At 56.0% G+C, this 14,991-nt stretch carries 19 protein-coding genes and 1 riboswitch; of the genes, 15 read left to right on the top strand and 4 right to left on the bottom strand.

Features of this window, described 5'->3' with window-relative positions; all coding sequences use genetic code 11:
* Positions 1-12: 12 nt before the first annotated feature.
* Positions 13-564 (bottom strand): fasciclin domain-containing protein, encoded by a 552-nt coding sequence (locus GC165_13565; GenBank protein ID MBI1333896.1) that lies wholly within the window; start codon positions 562-564, stop codon positions 13-15.
* A gap of 221 nt (positions 565-785) precedes the next feature.
* Here GC165_13565 and GC165_13560 point away from each other — a divergent pair, with 221 nt between their 5' ends.
* From GC165_13560 to GC165_13530, 7 genes are all read left to right on the top strand, one after another.
* Entirely contained in the window at positions 786-1,166 is a 381-nt protein-coding gene (locus tag GC165_13560; GenBank protein ID MBI1333895.1) for a 30S ribosomal protein S12, read from the top strand.
* A complete protein-coding gene (gene rpsG, locus GC165_13555; protein ID MBI1333894.1) occupies positions 1,166-1,636 on the top strand; it encodes a 30S ribosomal protein S7 in 471 nt (156 codons plus the stop codon). Before GC165_13560 ends, rpsG begins: the two co-directional genes overlap by 1 nt.
* 73 nt (positions 1,637-1,709) lie before the next feature.
* A complete protein-coding gene (gene fusA / locus GC165_13550) occupies positions 1,710-3,839 on the top strand; it encodes an elongation factor G (protein MBI1333893.1) in 2,130 nt (709 codons plus the stop codon).
* A gap of 478 nt (positions 3,840-4,317) precedes the next feature.
* Positions 4,318-5,544 carry an elongation factor Tu gene (gene tuf / locus GC165_13545; GenBank protein ID MBI1333892.1) on the top strand — a complete coding sequence of 409 codons (1,227 nt, stop codon included), beginning with the start codon at positions 4,318-4,320 and terminating at the stop codon, positions 5,542-5,544.
* Positions 5,545-5,695: 151 nt separating this feature from the next.
* Complete coding sequence (locus GC165_13540; protein MBI1333891.1) at positions 5,696-6,037, top strand: hypothetical protein; 342 nt, start codon at positions 5,696-5,698, stop codon at positions 6,035-6,037.
* A complete protein-coding gene (locus GC165_13535; GenBank protein ID MBI1333890.1) occupies positions 5,994-6,443 on the top strand; it encodes a hypothetical protein in 450 nt (149 codons plus the stop codon). Before GC165_13540 ends, GC165_13535 begins: the two co-directional genes overlap by 44 nt.
* A gap of 9 nt (positions 6,444-6,452) precedes the next feature.
* Positions 6,453-6,803 carry a hypothetical protein gene (locus GC165_13530; GenBank protein ID MBI1333889.1) on the top strand — a complete coding sequence of 117 codons (351 nt, stop codon included), beginning with the start codon at positions 6,453-6,455 and terminating at the stop codon, positions 6,801-6,803.
* Here the strand turns inward: GC165_13530 and GC165_13525 are convergent.
* Together GC165_13525 and GC165_13520 are read right to left on the bottom strand one after the other, a co-directional pair.
* Positions 6,800-7,606 carry a GNAT family N-acetyltransferase gene (locus GC165_13525; GenBank protein ID MBI1333888.1) on the bottom strand — a complete coding sequence of 269 codons (807 nt, stop codon included), beginning with the start codon at positions 7,604-7,606 and terminating at the stop codon, positions 6,800-6,802. The two genes, GC165_13530 and GC165_13525, sit on opposite strands and share 4 nt — an antisense overlap.
* A gap of 3 nt (positions 7,607-7,609) precedes the next feature.
* On the bottom strand, positions 7,610-8,473 hold the full coding sequence (locus GC165_13520) for a hypothetical protein (protein ID MBI1333887.1): 864 nt from the start codon (positions 8,471-8,473) through the stop codon (positions 7,610-7,612).
* 52 nt (positions 8,474-8,525) lie between these two features.
* Here GC165_13520 and GC165_13515 point away from each other — a divergent pair, with 52 nt between their 5' ends.
* From GC165_13515 to GC165_13485, 7 genes are all read left to right on the top strand, one after another.
* Positions 8,526-9,014, top strand: coding sequence for a hypothetical protein (locus GC165_13515; protein ID MBI1333886.1), 489 nt, complete (start codon positions 8,526-8,528; stop codon positions 9,012-9,014).
* A gap of 44 nt (positions 9,015-9,058) precedes the next feature.
* Positions 9,059-9,125, top strand: a riboswitch (S-adenosyl-L-homocysteine riboswitch).
* 51 nt (positions 9,126-9,176) lie between these two features.
* On the top strand, positions 9,177-10,592 hold the full coding sequence (locus GC165_13510; GenBank protein MBI1333885.1) for an adenosylhomocysteinase: 1,416 nt from the start codon (positions 9,177-9,179) through the stop codon (positions 10,590-10,592).
* A 375-nt stretch (positions 10,593-10,967) separates the two neighbouring features.
* A complete protein-coding gene (locus GC165_13505) occupies positions 10,968-11,900 on the top strand; it encodes a PEP-CTERM sorting domain-containing protein (protein MBI1333884.1) in 933 nt (310 codons plus the stop codon).
* Positions 11,901-12,052: 152 nt separating this feature from the next.
* Positions 12,053-12,361, top strand: coding sequence for a 30S ribosomal protein S10 (gene rpsJ, locus GC165_13500; protein ID MBI1333883.1), 309 nt, complete (start codon positions 12,053-12,055; stop codon positions 12,359-12,361).
* 69 nt (positions 12,362-12,430) lie between these two features.
* Positions 12,431-12,967 carry a hypothetical protein gene (locus GC165_13495; protein MBI1333882.1) on the top strand — a complete coding sequence of 179 codons (537 nt, stop codon included), beginning with the start codon at positions 12,431-12,433 and terminating at the stop codon, positions 12,965-12,967.
* Positions 12,968-13,450, top strand: coding sequence for a hypothetical protein (locus GC165_13490; GenBank protein ID MBI1333881.1), 483 nt, complete (start codon positions 12,968-12,970; stop codon positions 13,448-13,450). It begins immediately after the preceding gene.
* 22 nt (positions 13,451-13,472) lie between these two features.
* The gene (locus GC165_13485) at positions 13,473-13,865 is read left to right on the top strand and encodes a hypothetical protein (protein MBI1333880.1); all 393 of its coding nucleotides are present in this window, start codon (positions 13,473-13,475) and stop codon (positions 13,863-13,865) included.
* On the opposite strand, the gene GC165_13480 is transcribed toward GC165_13485, so the two are convergent.
* Entirely contained in the window at positions 13,866-14,357 is a 492-nt protein-coding gene (locus tag GC165_13480) for a glyoxalase (protein MBI1333879.1), read from the bottom strand.
* Positions 14,358-14,449: 92 nt separating this feature from the next.
* On the opposite strand from GC165_13480, the gene GC165_13475 reads away from it, so the two are divergent.
* Complete coding sequence (locus GC165_13475; GenBank protein ID MBI1333878.1) at positions 14,450-14,848, top strand: hypothetical protein; 399 nt, start codon at positions 14,450-14,452, stop codon at positions 14,846-14,848.
* Positions 14,849-14,991: the final 143 nt, after the last annotated feature.

Below are 14,991 nucleotides of genomic sequence, written 5' to 3'. Positions count from 1 at the left end.
TACTATTGCTAGTTAGAGTTTTGCAATCTTTTTTGCCAGGCTCGGCGGGAAGAACACCGTATCGACTATATGAATGATGCCGTTGTCGGCTTTGTCATCGACCGAGATCAATTTCGCCCCATTGATCCTGAGTCCGTCCTTCGCGCCGGTCACCTTTGCTTTTTCGCCTAGGATGCTGTCGAGGGTTCCCGCTTTGAGGTCTTTGCTTTCGATGCGGCTTTCCAGCATGTAATAAGTTAAGACTTTCTTAAGAAGTTCGGGGTCCTTCTTCAGGCCGTTGAGGACATGAGCAGGTACCTTGGCAAAGGCGTCGTCGTTTGGGGCGAAGACGGTGTAGGGACCATCCTCTTTCAGCGTCTCGATGAGTCCAGCTTTAGCAACAAGGTTCACAAAGGTCTTGAGGGACGGATTGAGGATCAATTTGTCCATCACATCCTTGTCTTCGAGGCGGGCGGGAACGGCGATGGCGAGCGCGGTTATCAAGCCTAAGATGCCAAGCCTTCGGCGGCTCGAAGGACGCAGATTCAAAGAAGGGAAGAAATCGGGCATCGCTACCCTTGACATTGTGCCATTTCTTAGGGGATACTTTCCAGTTGTCGAACTTGTGCGCGACTTGGTGACGAAAGAAGCCGATCATGCACGTGGGAGACCGCCATCAACCAGGAGGGCAAGCGAAGTTTCGAACTAGTGACGTAACCAACCGACAAACCGAAACGCGCAGGCCCCTGTAAAAGGGGTTTTTTGTTGCCCAAAAGTGGATTGACTGGCGTGAGAGAAAAAGCAATATGCCTACAGTAAACCAATTAGTCAGAAAGGGACGATCGGCTCCGAAATCGAAGTCGAAATCGCCGGCCCTGAAACGAAACCCTTTTAAGCGGGGCGTGTGCACCGTCGTGCGAACCATGACCCCCAAGAAGCCGAACTCGGCGCTTCGAAAGACCGCTCGTGTCCGATTGACCAACGGCATCGAAGTTACCGCTTACATTCCGGGCGAAGGCCACAACCTTCAAGAGCACTCCGTCGTCCTCGTTCGCGGCGGCCGTGTGAAGGACCTTCCCGGTGTGCGATATCACATCATTCGAGGAACCCAGCAGACCGCAGGCGTTGGCAAGCGGAACCAGGGACGATCTAAGTACGGCGTTAAGAAGCCTAAGGCGGCCAAGTAATGCCACGAAAAGGTCCTGCTCCGAAGCGCGTGATCCTGCCCGACCCGATCTACGGATCGGAGCTGGCGGCTCGATTCATCAACCGTCTGATGCTCAGCGGCAAGCGCGGCAAAGCCGAATACATTTTCTATCAGTCGATGAAGATCGTCGAAGAAAAGACTGGCGTGCCTGCCATCGAAGCATTCGAGAAGGCCATCCAGAACGTCACTCCGGCGGTCGAAGTTCGACCTCGCCGTGTTGGCGGTCAGACCTACCAGGTCCCGATGGAAGTCCGCCCCGAACGACGCCGAACGCTCGCCTTCCGATGGCTCATCGGTGCGGCGCGAAAGCGAAGCGGCAAGTCGATGGTCGACAAGTTGAGCAATGAAGTGCTCGACGCCTTCAATAACAGCGGCTCTGCCATCAAGAAGCGAGAAGACACGCACAAGATGGCCGAATCCAACAAGGCGTTCGCCCACTATCGATTCTAATTTGACCTGGGCTATGCAAGAGGCATAGCCCAACCCCCATGAAACTCCCAAGTAAAGGAAGAACAAAATAGCCATGCCCAGAAGCCACCCTCTCGAACTCGTTCGAAACATTGGTATTGCGGCCCACATCGACGCCGGCAAGACGACTACGACCGAGCGAATCTTGTACTACACCGGAAAGACCCACAAAATTGGTGAGGTCCACGACGGTGCGGCAACCATGGACTGGATGGAGCAGGAGCAGGAGCGAGGAATCACCATTACCTCTGCGGCGACTACGGCATTCTGGAGCGGATCGCGCAAGCAGTTCCCCGAGCACAAGATCAACATCATCGACACGCCCGGCCACGTCGACTTTACGGTCGAAGTGGAGCGGTCGCTTCGCGTCCTCGATGGATGCGTCGCGGTGTTCTGTGCGGTCGGTGGCGTTCAGCCTCAATCCGAAACGGTTTGGCGACAGGCCACCAAGTACAAGGTCCCGCGCGTTATCTACGTGAACAAGATGGACCGCCTCGGCGCAGACTTCTTCTCGGTATACAACCGAATCAAGGAGCGCCTCGGCGCGAACGTGGCTCCGATCCAGATTCCAATCGGCGCTGAGTCGCAGTACCAAGGCTATATCGACCTCATCACCATGACGGCGACGATTTATAAGTCGGACGACGGAAAGGTATACGAAGAGGGTGCGATTCCCGCCGACCTGCAAGCTCAGGCCGACGAGTGGCGAACCAAGATGATCGAGTCGATTGCCGACTTCGATGACGACATCGCCATGAAGTTCCTGGAAGGCGAAGACGTTTCGGAAGACGAAATCCGAGCCGCTCTTCGCGCTGGCACCATTTCGCTCAAGATCTTCCCGATGATCTCCGGATCGTCGTTCAAGAACAAGGGCGTCCAGGCCATGTGCGACGCGGTTTGCGAATTCCTTCCGAGCCCGCTCGATCGTGGCGAGGTCGCTGGCGTCGAGCCGCGAAGCGAAGAAGACACGGTCCGCAAGCCGGACGACAAGGAGCCGTTCTCGGCCCTGGCGTTCAAGATTATGTCGGACAAGTTCGTCGGTCGTCTCACGTTCCTCCGCGTTTACTCGGGCTTCCTCAAGAAGGGAAGTCAGGTCGCGGTTGCTTACCGAGACCCGTCGACGAACGAGCTTCGAACTCGAACCGAGCGCGTCGGACGAATCCTTGAGATGCACGCGAACAACCGAAACGACCTCGAAGAGGTGTATGCGGGTGAAATCGTGGGCGTCATCGGTCTGAACGACATCATCACGGGCTACACGATTTGTGACCCGGACAAGATGGTGGCGCTTGAAGCGATCAAGTTCCCCGAGCCGGTTATCCAGATTGCCATCGAACCGAAGTCCAAGGCCGACCAGGAGAAGCTTGGCCAGTCGCTTCAGCGACTCGCTCAAGAAGATCCGACGTTCCGAGTCTTCACCGACGCGGAGTCCGGCCAGACGATCATTTCGGGCATGGGTGAGCTTCACCTGGAAATCATCGTCGACCGGTTGAACCGAGAGTTCGGCGTTCAGGCTAACCAAGGTAAGCCGCAGGTTGCCTACCGCGAAACGGTCAAGGGACAGAGCAAGGCCGAAGGTCGATTCGTTCGACAGTCGGGCGGTTCGGGTCAGTACGGTGTCTGTACCGTCACCCTCGAGCCGCTTGAGGTTGGTCAAGGCTTCGTCTTCGAGAACAAGGTCGTGGGTGGTGCGATTCCGAAGGAATACATCCCGGCGATTGAAAAGGGCGTTCGCGAAGCGATGCTGAGCGGCGTTCAGGCTGGTTACCCGGTCGTCGACGTGAAGGTCACGGTCGTCGATGGTAGCTACCACGACGTCGACTCGAACGAAAACGCGTTTAAGCAGGCTGGCGTTCTGGCTTTCAAGGAAGCCATGAAGAAGGCGAATCCGGTCATCAAGGAACCGATCATGCACGTCGAAGTCACGACGCCGGACGGGAACGTCGGCGACGTGGTCGGCGACATCAACGGCCGACGTGGTCGAATCGAGGGCATGGAGCCAGCTCCGGGTGGCGTCACCGTCGTGAACTCGATGGTTCCGCTTTCGGAAATGTTCGGCTACGTGACGACGCTGCGCTCGCTCACTCAGGGCCGAGCTCAGCCGAACGTGACCCCTTCGCACTACGAAGAAGTGCCGAAGTCGGTCGAGGCCGAGATCATCGCCAAGTCCCAGGGCGGGCGATAAGGGAAGCCTCAAGCTTCTAGCCACAAGCTAAATGCGAATCCCCAACTCATTTTGAGTTGGGGATTTTTGCTTGCCAGCACTCTAGCTAACCCTCTGTGTACTTTGAGAGTCTGTATTTGCATTGCTGAGGGAGCGGTGAGCTTGCCGTTGGCGAACCGGAGGGAGCAGGAGAGGCAATATGTGCCGACAAAAGGCATCGGGCTCCCACCCGTTCGGGGCGACCATAGCGCCTGCCGCTCACGGACTCCCTCGGCGAGCGAGGGAGATTAGGCAGGAACCTAATCGAAGCCAATAGTGCCACCTCACCAAACACCCTGCGGAATATTTTTCGAAGTCAAAATTCACATTGCGTGTGGATAAGTGCCACAGGTATACTTTTTGGCTGTCTGCAGCCCTAGCCGTGCGGTGTGGGAGTCGGACCGAAGTCGGGCGACGGGTCGCCCTCTCCTTTAAGATTTTAAAAGGCAAATAGAAGACTATGGCAAGAGCTAAATTCGAACGAACAAAGCCGCACGTCAATATTGGCACTATCGGCCACGTTGACCACGGCAAAACCACTCTGACCGCCGCAATTACCGGCGTTCTCCAGACCAAGGGCCTCGCTCAGGCTCGCCGATACGACGAAATCGACTCGGCTCCTGAAGAGAAGGCTCGAGGAATAACCATCAACATCTCGCACCAGGAATACGAGACGGATACGCGACACTACGCGCACGTCGACTGTCCTGGCCACGCCGACTTCATCAAGAACATGATCACCGGCGCTGCGCAGATGGATGGCGCGATCCTCGTCGTTGCTGGTACCGATGGTCCCATGCAGCAGACGCGAGAGCACATCCTCCTGGCTCGCCAGGTCGGTGTTCCTTACATCGTTGTCTACATCAACAAGGCCGACCAGGTCGACGATCCTGAGCTTCTCGAGCTCGTCGAAATGGAAATCCGAGAGCTTCTGAGCAAGTACGGTTTCGACGGCGACAACACGCCGATCATCATCGGTTCGGCTCGAAAGGCTCTGGACCAAGTCGAAGCCGGCAAGGTGGACTACGACGACAAGTATGTCAAGTCGATCACCGACCTGATGGATGCTGTCGACAAGTGGATCCCGACCCCGGACCGAGACAAGGACAAGCCGTTCCTCATGGCTGTCGAAGACGTCTTCACGATCACTGGTCGTGGTACGGTTTCGACCGGTCGTGTCGAGCGAGGCCAGCTCAAGTCGATGGAAGAAGTGGAGATCGTTGGTCTCCGCGACGCAGCACGAAAGACGATCTGTACCGGAATTGAAATGTTCCGAAAGACTCTCGACTACTGCGAAGCCGGCGACAACGTTGGTCTGCTTCTCCGAGGTATCGACCGAGACGGCATCGAGCGCGGAATGGTTATCTGTAAGCCAGGTTCCATCAAGCCTCACACGCAGTTCAAGGCCGAAGTCTACGTCCTCTCGAAAGAAGAGGGTGGACGACACACGCCGTTTGTTCCGGGCTACCGACCGCAGTTCTTCTTCCGAACCACGGACGTTACCGGTACGATCGACGAGATCCGAGGCCAAGGTGGCGCGGTTGCTGAAATGTGTATGCCTGGCGACAACGTCAGCATGACCATCACGCTGATCGCTCCGATCGCTATGGAAATCGGTTCCAAGTTCGCTATCCGAGAGGGTGGCCGAACGGTTGGCGCCGGTGCCATCACCGAGATCGTCAAGTAAGCCTCGCGCTTATTTGAAGAAAAAGCCCCTCCGATGTGAGGGGCTTTTCTTTTATTGTGAGAACGAGCTCGTAGCGAATAAGTAACCGAGCGCCATAAGAATTCTTGTCAATCATTGTTTTCGTTGGTTGGGCCTGTGTCAAACTGCATTCGTGTCCTCCTTAGACGACTTACGGGCGAAACTACAGCGTCCGTGTCCCGACCAAACGATGCGCGGCATCCTCCAAGAACATGGAGACGACGGAACCAAGTCCCGTTCCGTCAAGCACGTCGCCTACTTCAATACGCCTGAGGGTATCGATGGCTTTTCCAAGTACGTTCAGGAAGCAGGATACACATTAGAAGAGTCCCCTGAAAAGGACGCGGTGGCCTTCAGCAACGAATCATCGGTCGTTGGCGAAGCGTTCGATGAATCGGTTCAGCATCTGAAAGAAAAGGCCGAAGAGTTCGATGGGCAGTATGACGGATGGGGTTGCTCTGTGGTGTTGGACTAACCCAATAGTCCCTGTCTTTGGGCCGAAAGTACCCATTTATGTCAAAATAGTTGCCGTGTCTGAACATGACGCAACGTGGGGTATTCATCATGATGGAGCGGAGGCAGACGAAAGAATGCGCGATACGCTTCGCGAGCAGGGCGACGACGGCACCCGAAGTCGGATGGTCGATCACATCGCCTACTTCAATAGCCAAGAAGAAGCAGAAACGTTTGTAGCATTTCTACGTGAGCATGGCTATGAATCCGAGGAGCCGGACGACGAATTTAGCGTTTCGTTTACGCGGGAGTCGTCGGTCGTTGGCGACGAATTTGAGTCTGAGCTAAGTGCCTTGAGGTCGAAAGCCTATGAACTGGGCGGGCAATACGACGGCTGGGGCTGCACCGTGGTTCCGCAATCTGGCTAAACTCAGGACATGTCCATCTTCGACAAGCTGAAGTCGATGCTGAAGCCTGAGGTCAAATCTCAGCGGCCGGATGACGTTATCCGCCAGACGCTGCTTCAGCATGGCGACGATGGAACCAAGCTGAGGACGGTCGATCACCTTGCCTACTTCGGCAGTCAGCATGACCAAGCGGCCTACATGACCTTCGTTCAAGAGAACGGGTTCACGTTGGGCGACTGCGACGATGATTTTTCCGTCGCCTTTACAAAGGAGTCGGCGGTCGTTGGCGAAGAGTTTGACCGCGAGATCGCGGCGCTGGAACTGAAAGCGATGGAGCTCAATGGCGACTACGATGGCTGGGGCTGTCCGGTCGCGCCTTAGTCTTTCTTGGGGATGCTTTTCGACATTCCCACCAGACCATGCTCTGGCCCACGGAAGCCGAATTGTTGATAGAACGGTTGGCGGTCTAGACCAGTAAATAACTTGACCATCGCTCCGGGAATGCCGTTCTTCGTTAACCATTCGTCAACGGCGGACATCAGTCGCTTGCCAACGCCCTGTGACTGGAAGTCTGGGTGGACGATCACGTTGAACACGAGGTAGTTTCCGTTCTTGTGACCAAGCACCGAAGCCGTTCCGATGCAACGATCCTCATACTCGGCTACGGCGGTAAACAACGGCTCTTCGACTTCGATCCGCAGAGATTCTTCTCGGTCGTCATGGCTCCAGTTGACGGCGATCATGAGATCGAGCAATTCCTTGGGTTGCAACTGCCGGGTGACGATCTTTACGCCATCGAGCGTTGGGCGTCGTTCGTCGAGGAATCCAGACTGGCTAAACCGGAGGCGGATACCGTTGCAGTCTTCGACTGTATATTCCCGGCATCCCCATGGCCTTGGCCCAAAGGAGTCGACGATCTTCGCGCCGAGGTTTTGGTGCATTTCGTGGAGCGACTCGATGTGGAGGACGTTGATGAAGAGGGAAGTGCCCTTGGCTCTCGCGCAGAGCTCGGGATCGAGCGAGAAGTGGATCCAAACCGATCCCAAGCGGCAACCCGCATAGGTGGGGGGATCGCCCCATTTCCAAGCGTCGCTCGCGCCAATGACGGACTCATAGTAGGCGATTGTCGCGTCAATGTCCGCCACCGCGAAGATAGGTGTGACACTGTTGGCGACGGGTTCCATGAGCTAGCAGGTGGCGTTTTCGCCACCGGTGCCAAAGAGGTTAATCCGTTCTTCGGTACTGATTCGTGGAGTCCCTTTCAACACATAGTGATACTGTAGGGCGCGGCGTCGGGCTTGCGACTTGTTGGTCGGGGTTCCGTGCGGAGTGAGGCCGTCGAAGATCAGGCATCCGCCCGTCGGCAAAGGGGTCGCTACCTGGCCGGTCTGGCCGAGAACGTCGCTATCGCAAATCTGCCAATCGCGCCGATTCCAGTGCCGAACCGGACCGGCTTTATGTCCGCCAGGCATGAAGTGCATGCACCCGTTTTCGGGGTAGGTGTCGTCGAGCGCAATCCACACACCAACGACCTTGGTGCCCTCGGGAATATTGAAGTAGGCGTGGTCTTGGTGCCAGGGCTTCTCTCGGCCAATTCCAGGCGGCTTCAGCAAAGCCATATCTTGGAACATTTCGCACTCTCCACCCAAAAGCATCTCCACTACCCGGATCAGCTCGGGGTCGTACATCAGGTCCATCGTTGCCTGGTTGAGGTGACTAAACCACATGAACTTTCGCACGTAGTCCTGCTTTTCCTCCGGCTTGAGCGTATCGATGATGTCCTTAGCTTCGGACTCGAACTGGAGCTCCATGCCTTCGGCGACGGGCGCATTGACCAGATCGACGATGGCGGTTCGGGCCGCGTCGATCTTCTCCGGCGAGAAGGCCTGGCCCACCGAGACGAAGCCAAGCTCCCGGTATTGATCGAGCATCGACTCGTTGAAATCGTCCAACGTGGGGATCGGTGTGATCAGGGCTTCCGGCGCATAGAGAGCGGAGTCGTATGGAACCGAAGCGATCGAATCGATTGTTTGAGCCATGCCTTTTGCCATTATACAGACGGGACCTTACGAACAGGAAATGATTTAACGAAAAATCAAAAATATGCCAGGTTCTTCTATGACACAATGGTTACCGGGAATTGGCATGGCAGGAAGCATCGAAATCGTCGAACTCTGTGAAGCCCGGCGGTACGCGTTTGTCGAGCGCCTTGGCCCCTACGAAGAGATGCGGCTGTCTTCAGCCTTTTCCGGCGAAGAGGGGTTTGTCGAGCCGCCCTTTCTGACGCTGTCGGTTTGGCTAGACGACCCTGATGTGATCTCAGTTGGCCAGTTGCGCAGTCGAAGTGGAGTCTTTGTGCGCGACGACGCAACCCTGCAAACCGGCATCGAAGAAGGCGTGATCCGCGCCGGAAAGTATGCCAAGATGCGATGCGTCGGGCCATATCAAGACATTCCCGAGGCGTGGAAGTTTCTCTATGGCGTGTGGCTTCCACACCAGGGTGTCAAAGTCGATGTGTCAGTTCCGGCGTTCGAGGTTTATGCCAGCCGAACTGGCGAGATCGTCACAGACCTTTTCGTAGCCCTACGATAGTCGAAATGCCCTTCTGACAAGACTAGGATATGCCATAATAAGAGCTAGCCGAGGAGCGTTGCGAATCGTCCAGATCCAGGCTCGGCTAACCTAAAACGGCGCTCATGATCGCGATTGGTCATGGGTGTTTTTTCTTTTTGACCGGTCGCGAAACGGAGAACTATGAACACGGTCATTAATGAACTGAAAACCGACTTTCATGTCGCCGATCTCAGCCTCGCCGATTGGGGCCGTAAAGAGATCGAAATCGCCGAAACCGAAATGCCCGGCCTAATGGAAATTCGCCGCGAATATGCAGGCCAGAAGCCGCTGGCGGGAGCCAAAATCGCGGGCTCGCTCCATATGACGATCCAGACCGCCGTCCTGATCGAGACTTTGGTCGATCTGGGCGCCGAGGTCCGCTGGGCCAGTTGCAACATCTACTCGACCCAAGACCACGCCGCTGCTGCGATCGCCGCGTCGAACGTTCCCGTTTTTGCCTACAAGGGCGAGACGCTGGAAGAGTACTGGGACTTCACCCACAAGATTTTGGAGTGGCACGACGGTGGCACGCCGAACATGATTCTGGATGATGGCGGCGACGCCACCCTGCTGGTCCTCATCGGTTCGGACGCCGAAAAGGACGCGAGTGTCCTCAACAATCCGGGCAGCGAAGAAGAGACCATCCTTTTCGCCTCGATCCGAGCCAAACTGGCCAAAGATCCGACGTTCTACAGCCGAATCAAGACGAACATCAAGGGCGTCAGCGAAGAGACGACGACGGGCGTCAAGCGACTGTACAAGCTCCATTCCGAGGGCAAATTGCCGTTCCCGGCGTTTAACGTCAACGACTCGGTGACCAAATCGAAGTTCGATAACCTTTACGGTTGCCGCGAGTCCCTGGTAGACGGCATCAAGCGGGCTACCGACGTAATGGTCGCGGGCAAGATCGCCTGCGTGTGTGGCTACGGCGACGTCGGCAAGGGAAGCGCTCAGGCTCTGCGCGCGCTCAGCGCCCAGGTGTGGATCACCGAATGTGATCCGATCTGCGCCCTGCAGGCTTCGATGGAAGGCTACAAGGTCGTCACGATGGAGTACGCGGCCGATAAGGCCGACATCTTCGTGTCGGCGACCGGTAATCGTGACGTCATTACCCACGACCACATGAAGGCGATGAAGAACAACGCCATCGTGTGCAACATCGGGCACTTCGACAACGAAATCGACGTTGCCTCGCTGAAGCAGTACAAGTGGGAGAACATCAAGCCGCAGGTCGACCACATCGAGTTTCCCGACGGCAAGCGGATCATCCTGCTCGCCCAGGGACGTCTGATCAACCTTGGTTGCGCGACTGGCCACCCGTCCTATGTGATGAGTTCCAGCTTTGCTAACCAGGTGCTGGCTCAGATCGAGCTTTACTCGAAGCAAGGCGACTATGCTCCGGGCGTGTACGTCCTGCCGAAGCACCTCGACGAGAAGGTTGCTCGCCTGCAGTTGAAGAAACTGGGCGCGATGTTGACCGAACTGTCGCCGAAGCAAGCGGCCTACATTGGCGTGAAGCCGGAAGGCCCATACAAGCCGGACACGTATCGGTACTAAGTCAGCGAGCAGAGCACAGTAATCAGTGCTCAGGGACCGGGAAGACATTCGTCTGCCCGGTTCTTTTTGTAATTGCTAACTGATTTCTCTTCTCTGTGCATTGAGCCCTGAAAAACAGCGTGACAAGTGCGTGACGAAAGGCGGGTTTGCCCAAAAAGCACTCTATAGTGTTGATTGGGAAACCAGCCTTTCATTTTTTTGTCGGGTGGGGTTTATTGGACGGCACTCTTCGCGGCATGCAAGGTGCCGTTTTCCATCAATGTTGTGGGATGTCCCGGCCTTGACAAAATCTGGGGGCGAGTACTTTCTGTTAACTTTTTTGTGTCCATCGTGACAGGTGCGTGACAAAACGCGTTTGGTCTCGAATAGGTCGTTATGATGCTTCCGAGGCAACTCATGACGAAACACTCTATTGCATTCAAATCGGGGCTCCTTGCGACCCTGGCGCTCGCATCGGCGTTTGCTACCGCTTCACCCTCCTTCTGGGCCAGCCAGAGCATCCTTAGCTCGGTTCGAGACGACTCGAATTTGGCGGGTGGAGTCACCGGCTACGACTTCAATATCACCACCGATGCCGGGGACTCAGACCTGTACGTGAACAACATCCAGATCACTCCGGGCATGAACTGGGACCCCAACCTCGATCTGAACCTGGATTTCAGTGGAACGAGCTACACACTGGGTACAGCTATCGGCGAGAACAGCTTCGTGTACTTCGATAATTTGGCTGTCCGGTACAACGCGGTTAACTCGGCCGTGCCCGTTGGAGTCTACGACTTCAGCGTGGACTTCTACGGTGGGGCGGACAGCGGGGCGAGCGACATGCTGGACTCGATTCAGCTTCAATTGGAAGTCTTCGAGAAGTACGACTTCACCTTGACGTCGATGCCGAACCCGGCGACGATCGCCCAGGGTGAATCGACAACCTTCTCGATGAACCTGACGAACAACATGGCTTCTCGCAACCTCGTGACGACCACTTGGTACGTGGGCGGCAACGGCGTCAACAATGGCACCGATTCGCTGAACTTCGACGGTTTTGCCGGAAACTGGTTTGGCCGCTCGCTTGCTCCGGGCGAAATGCAAAGCGACGACGGCTCGACTTGGTCAGCATCGCCAACGCAAACCTTGGGCGCCTATTCCAGCGCTAATGGCATGGGTGTCGTCGGGGGATTGTACGACGGAGACTTCTACTTCTTGCCGGCGCAGGGCTCGACGGTAAACGTAGTGTCCCCGGTGCCCGAACCTGCCTCGATCCTTGCCTTACTGGGCGGTCTGGCCGTCTTCGCTCGACGTCGACGAAAGTAATCTGCCGATCATCAGGAAGAGCCTCTCGGTGTACCGAGAGGCTCTTCGGCCCTGACCCTTCTGCACTGATGGTATAATCTTGTGTTGCCGAGAGGTTGGTGCTGGCCTGCCGCCAGCATGTTATTCGCGGCAAGTTACCTAAGGAATATCAAATGGCAGGAATTCGAGTTCGAATCCGATTGCGCTCTTACGACCACCGGTCGATCGATCAGAGCGCAGAAAAGATCGTCGACACCGCAAAGCGAACGGGCGCCCGAGTGAAGGGTCCGGTGCCGCTTCCCACTCACCTCCGACGCTTCTGCGTCATCCGTGGCCCGCACATCGATAAGGAATCGATGGAGCACTTCGAGCTGCGAACCCACAACCGACTCATCGATATCCACGAGCCGACCAACAAGACGATCGACGCGTTGATGCGCCTTGACCTTCCGAGCGGTGTCGATATCGAAATCAAAATGTAGTCCGAACAGAATAAAAGTTCGAAAGGGATCTGATGGAAAATCAGGTCCCTTTTTTGTTATGATAGGGGCGTGAGTTCGGGGTTCATGACCTGTCCGACCTGCAACCGGCAGGTAATCGCTGGCGTTCCAACGTGCCAATTCTGCGGCCAAGACCTCAGGGGTCTGGCACCGGCACCCGGCAAAAAATCGATCTTCATCGATCAAGATTCCTACGATCCGGTGCACACCGGCGGAAAGCCGAACTGGGTCGTGCCCGCTTACTACATCGTGGCGAGCTACTTTGTGCTCTCCGGCGCGCTCGCCGCCCTCTTGACCTTCATGAACAAGAAGGAGATGAGCGACCCCGGAATGTTCACTTACATCGGCTTTGTGTTCGATGCGATCAGCGTGATCATGGGCCTTGGTCTTCTCGCCAAGATCGAGATTATCCGCGGAATCGTTAACTTCGTGTGCGGCATCAGTCTCGTCTTCGGGATCATCGATTTGCTTGGTTCGTTCGGAGGCATTCTCGCCTTTGGGATGCTCGGCGTGCTTGGCCTGATCCAGAACGTCATTAGCATTTGTATGAATGCGTTTATGATCTACCTGATCGGCGAGACGGATTAGGTGGCGCTTCCCGACGTCTGCCCCCGATGTGGCGAACGCGCTACGAACGAGCAAGGGAAGTGCGTGTTCTGTGGCACTCAGGTCACGGACCCCAGGTCCATTCTTTCGTCTGGCCAGAAAGCCAAAGCGCTCGCGATTTACCAATTCGCCAGTTGGTCGTTTCTGGTGCTCGGGCTCATCTATTTGGCGGTTGGCATCATCAGTTGGGCCGTGTACCACTTGCCGATGCTCGGAATGCTGATCACTGCCGTGGTCGCCCTGGTCCAGGGTGGACTGCTCATCGTCAAAAACGAGTGGATGCAGTCGGTGACCAAAATGGTGTGCATCGCTCGGCTGATCATCTACTTCCTTGTCGTGCCAAACCTCATCCCGTTCCTGCTGCTATACCTCGTGCCAGGGATCGTTGCTCTCACGATTTCGAGTTACGATATTCTCTGCCTCTTCATGATGATGAAGGCCATCGACGACGTTCATTTGGCGTAAGAATTCTGCTATATTAGGTTCAATGTCTAACGAAAAGCCGGTTCGCATCACGGTTGGCGACGTCAAAGAAGTCGAAGAAGCCACTGAGATGAAACAGCCCGTCGTGGAGTCCGTTAAGTCTTCGGTTTCCTCCGTTTCGTCCGTCGCCTCGTCGGGTGGACCGAATCCTATGGTCCTTCTGTTTGCTGTGGTGATGGTCCTTCTGTTTGTGATCGCCGGTTACTTCGCGCTTTCGACGCCACCGCCCGCGCCCGCCAGCTCATCGGCGACCTCGTCGACTACGGAGAATCAGGCGGTTGCGGGTGCTTTGAAGAAAGCCGAAGCCATCAGCGGGGCCAATAAGCCGGCACCGGCCGACGAATCGAACGCTTCGGAATCCAAAGCTGCTGCCGACAACAAGGTATCTGGCCTGTAATTAGCCTTCGATGGTTGCCAATAGCCCTTGAACATCGAGGGGATCGGTGACCATCTCCAATTGTCCGGCACTGTCTCGGGGCCACTCGTTTTCGGGTCGATCCCAATAGATTTCGATTCCATTTTCGTCGGGATCGCGGAAATAGATCGCCTCACTTACACCGTGGTCGGCGACTCCGTCGATCGTCACTCCATTATCGACCAGGTTCTTGAGGGCGACTGCCAAATCGCGCCGGGTAGGGAAGAGGATGGCGATGTGAAAAAGTCCGGTGGTCCGGGGCGGTGGCGGAGTACCACCCTTGCTCTGCCAGGTGTTGAGGCCGATATGGTGATGGTAGCCGCCAGCCGAGACAAAAGCGGCCTGGGAGCCGTAGCGCTGGACCAATTGGAAGCCGAGGACCCGCGTATAGAAGTCGAGCGAGCGGTCAAGGTCGGATACTTTGAGGTGGACGTGGCCAATTCTGGTCTGAGCCGGGGCGATATAGTCAGTCATCTTCTTTAAGAGACGCCACCATCGGGCTCATTTTTTGTATGCATTGATACAGTTTTGTGAACTAATTGCGTATCTATTCGTCAGTGAATCCAATGAGAAAATCCTTGTTGCCCATTTTCTCCGTCGTAGCGGCGGCCCTTTTCGCCTTGATGCCGATCTTCTCGGTCGCCCAAGACACGGACGCCGACAAGAAGGCCGAAGCCCAGTTTCAGAAAGACATCGTTCCGATCGTGAAGGCGAACTGTATCTCCTGCCACAACAAGGACTACGCCAAGCATAAGGTGGCGTTCCCTGACAAGATGAGCCTGGAAGACGCTAAGAAGAACGCCAAGCTTTGGACTCGGGCGGCCCGCGAAGTGAAGGCGGGTCACATGCCGCCGAAGGGCAATGGCTCGATGAAGGATTCGGAGCGCAAAGCGTTCCTTGAATGGGCAGACAAGACGTTCCCGAAACCGAAGAAAGACGGCGACGGTGGCGGATCGGGCAACTAAGCCGCGCCTTGCATAAACAAAAAGAGCCTAGCGACTGCCAGGCTCTTTTTGTTTGGTCCGGCGCATTGGTGGCAGTGCGAAATCGACCCCTCACCCGGTTCATTCGCACGCTCATTCACCGGCCTCTCCATCCGGCGAGGCAT

Source organism: Armatimonadota bacterium (assembly GCA_016125185.1).
Taxonomy (GTDB): Bacteria; Armatimonadota; Fimbriimonadia; order Fimbriimonadales; family Fimbriimonadaceae; genus Fimbriimonas.
Note: the sequence above shows the minus strand (reverse complement) of the source record. Positions and strands in the feature narration are given on the sequence as shown.

What these genes read in the sequence shown, in the direction of transcription:
- GC165_13565 (MBI1333896.1), bottom strand. Translation starts at nt 564, where the DNA reads ATGTCAAGGGTAGCGATGCCCGATTTCTTCCCTTCTTTGAATCTGCGT.
- GC165_13560 (MBI1333895.1), top strand. Translation starts at nt 786, where the DNA reads ATGCCTACAGTAAACCAATTAGTCAGAAAGGGACGATCGGCTCCGAAA.
- rpsG (MBI1333894.1), top strand. Translation starts at nt 1,166, where the DNA reads ATGCCACGAAAAGGTCCTGCTCCGAAGCGCGTGATCCTGCCCGACCCG.
- fusA (MBI1333893.1), top strand. Translation starts at nt 1,710, where the DNA reads ATGCCCAGAAGCCACCCTCTCGAACTCGTTCGAAACATTGGTATTGCG.
- tuf (MBI1333892.1), top strand. Translation starts at nt 4,318, where the DNA reads ATGGCAAGAGCTAAATTCGAACGAACAAAGCCGCACGTCAATATTGGC.
- GC165_13535 (MBI1333890.1), top strand. Translation starts at nt 5,994, where the DNA reads ATGGGCAGTATGACGGATGGGGTTGCTCTGTGGTGTTGGACTAACCCA.
- GC165_13530 (MBI1333889.1), top strand. Translation starts at nt 6,453, where the DNA reads ATGTCCATCTTCGACAAGCTGAAGTCGATGCTGAAGCCTGAGGTCAAA.
- GC165_13525 (MBI1333888.1), bottom strand. Translation starts at nt 7,606, where the DNA reads ATGGAACCCGTCGCCAACAGTGTCACACCTATCTTCGCGGTGGCGGAC.
- GC165_13520 (MBI1333887.1), bottom strand. Translation starts at nt 8,473, where the DNA reads ATGGCAAAAGGCATGGCTCAAACAATCGATTCGATCGCTTCGGTTCCA.
- GC165_13515 (MBI1333886.1), top strand. Translation starts at nt 8,526, where the DNA reads ATGCCAGGTTCTTCTATGACACAATGGTTACCGGGAATTGGCATGGCA.
- GC165_13510 (MBI1333885.1), top strand. Translation starts at nt 9,177, where the DNA reads ATGAACACGGTCATTAATGAACTGAAAACCGACTTTCATGTCGCCGAT.
- GC165_13505 (MBI1333884.1), top strand. Translation starts at nt 10,968, where the DNA reads ATGATGCTTCCGAGGCAACTCATGACGAAACACTCTATTGCATTCAAA.
- rpsJ (MBI1333883.1), top strand. Translation starts at nt 12,053, where the DNA reads ATGGCAGGAATTCGAGTTCGAATCCGATTGCGCTCTTACGACCACCGG.
- GC165_13485 (MBI1333880.1), top strand. Translation starts at nt 13,473, where the DNA reads ATGTCTAACGAAAAGCCGGTTCGCATCACGGTTGGCGACGTCAAAGAA.
- GC165_13480 (MBI1333879.1), bottom strand. Translation starts at nt 14,357, where the DNA reads ATGACTGACTATATCGCCCCGGCTCAGACCAGAATTGGCCACGTCCAC.
- GC165_13475 (MBI1333878.1), top strand. Translation starts at nt 14,450, where the DNA reads ATGAGAAAATCCTTGTTGCCCATTTTCTCCGTCGTAGCGGCGGCCCTT.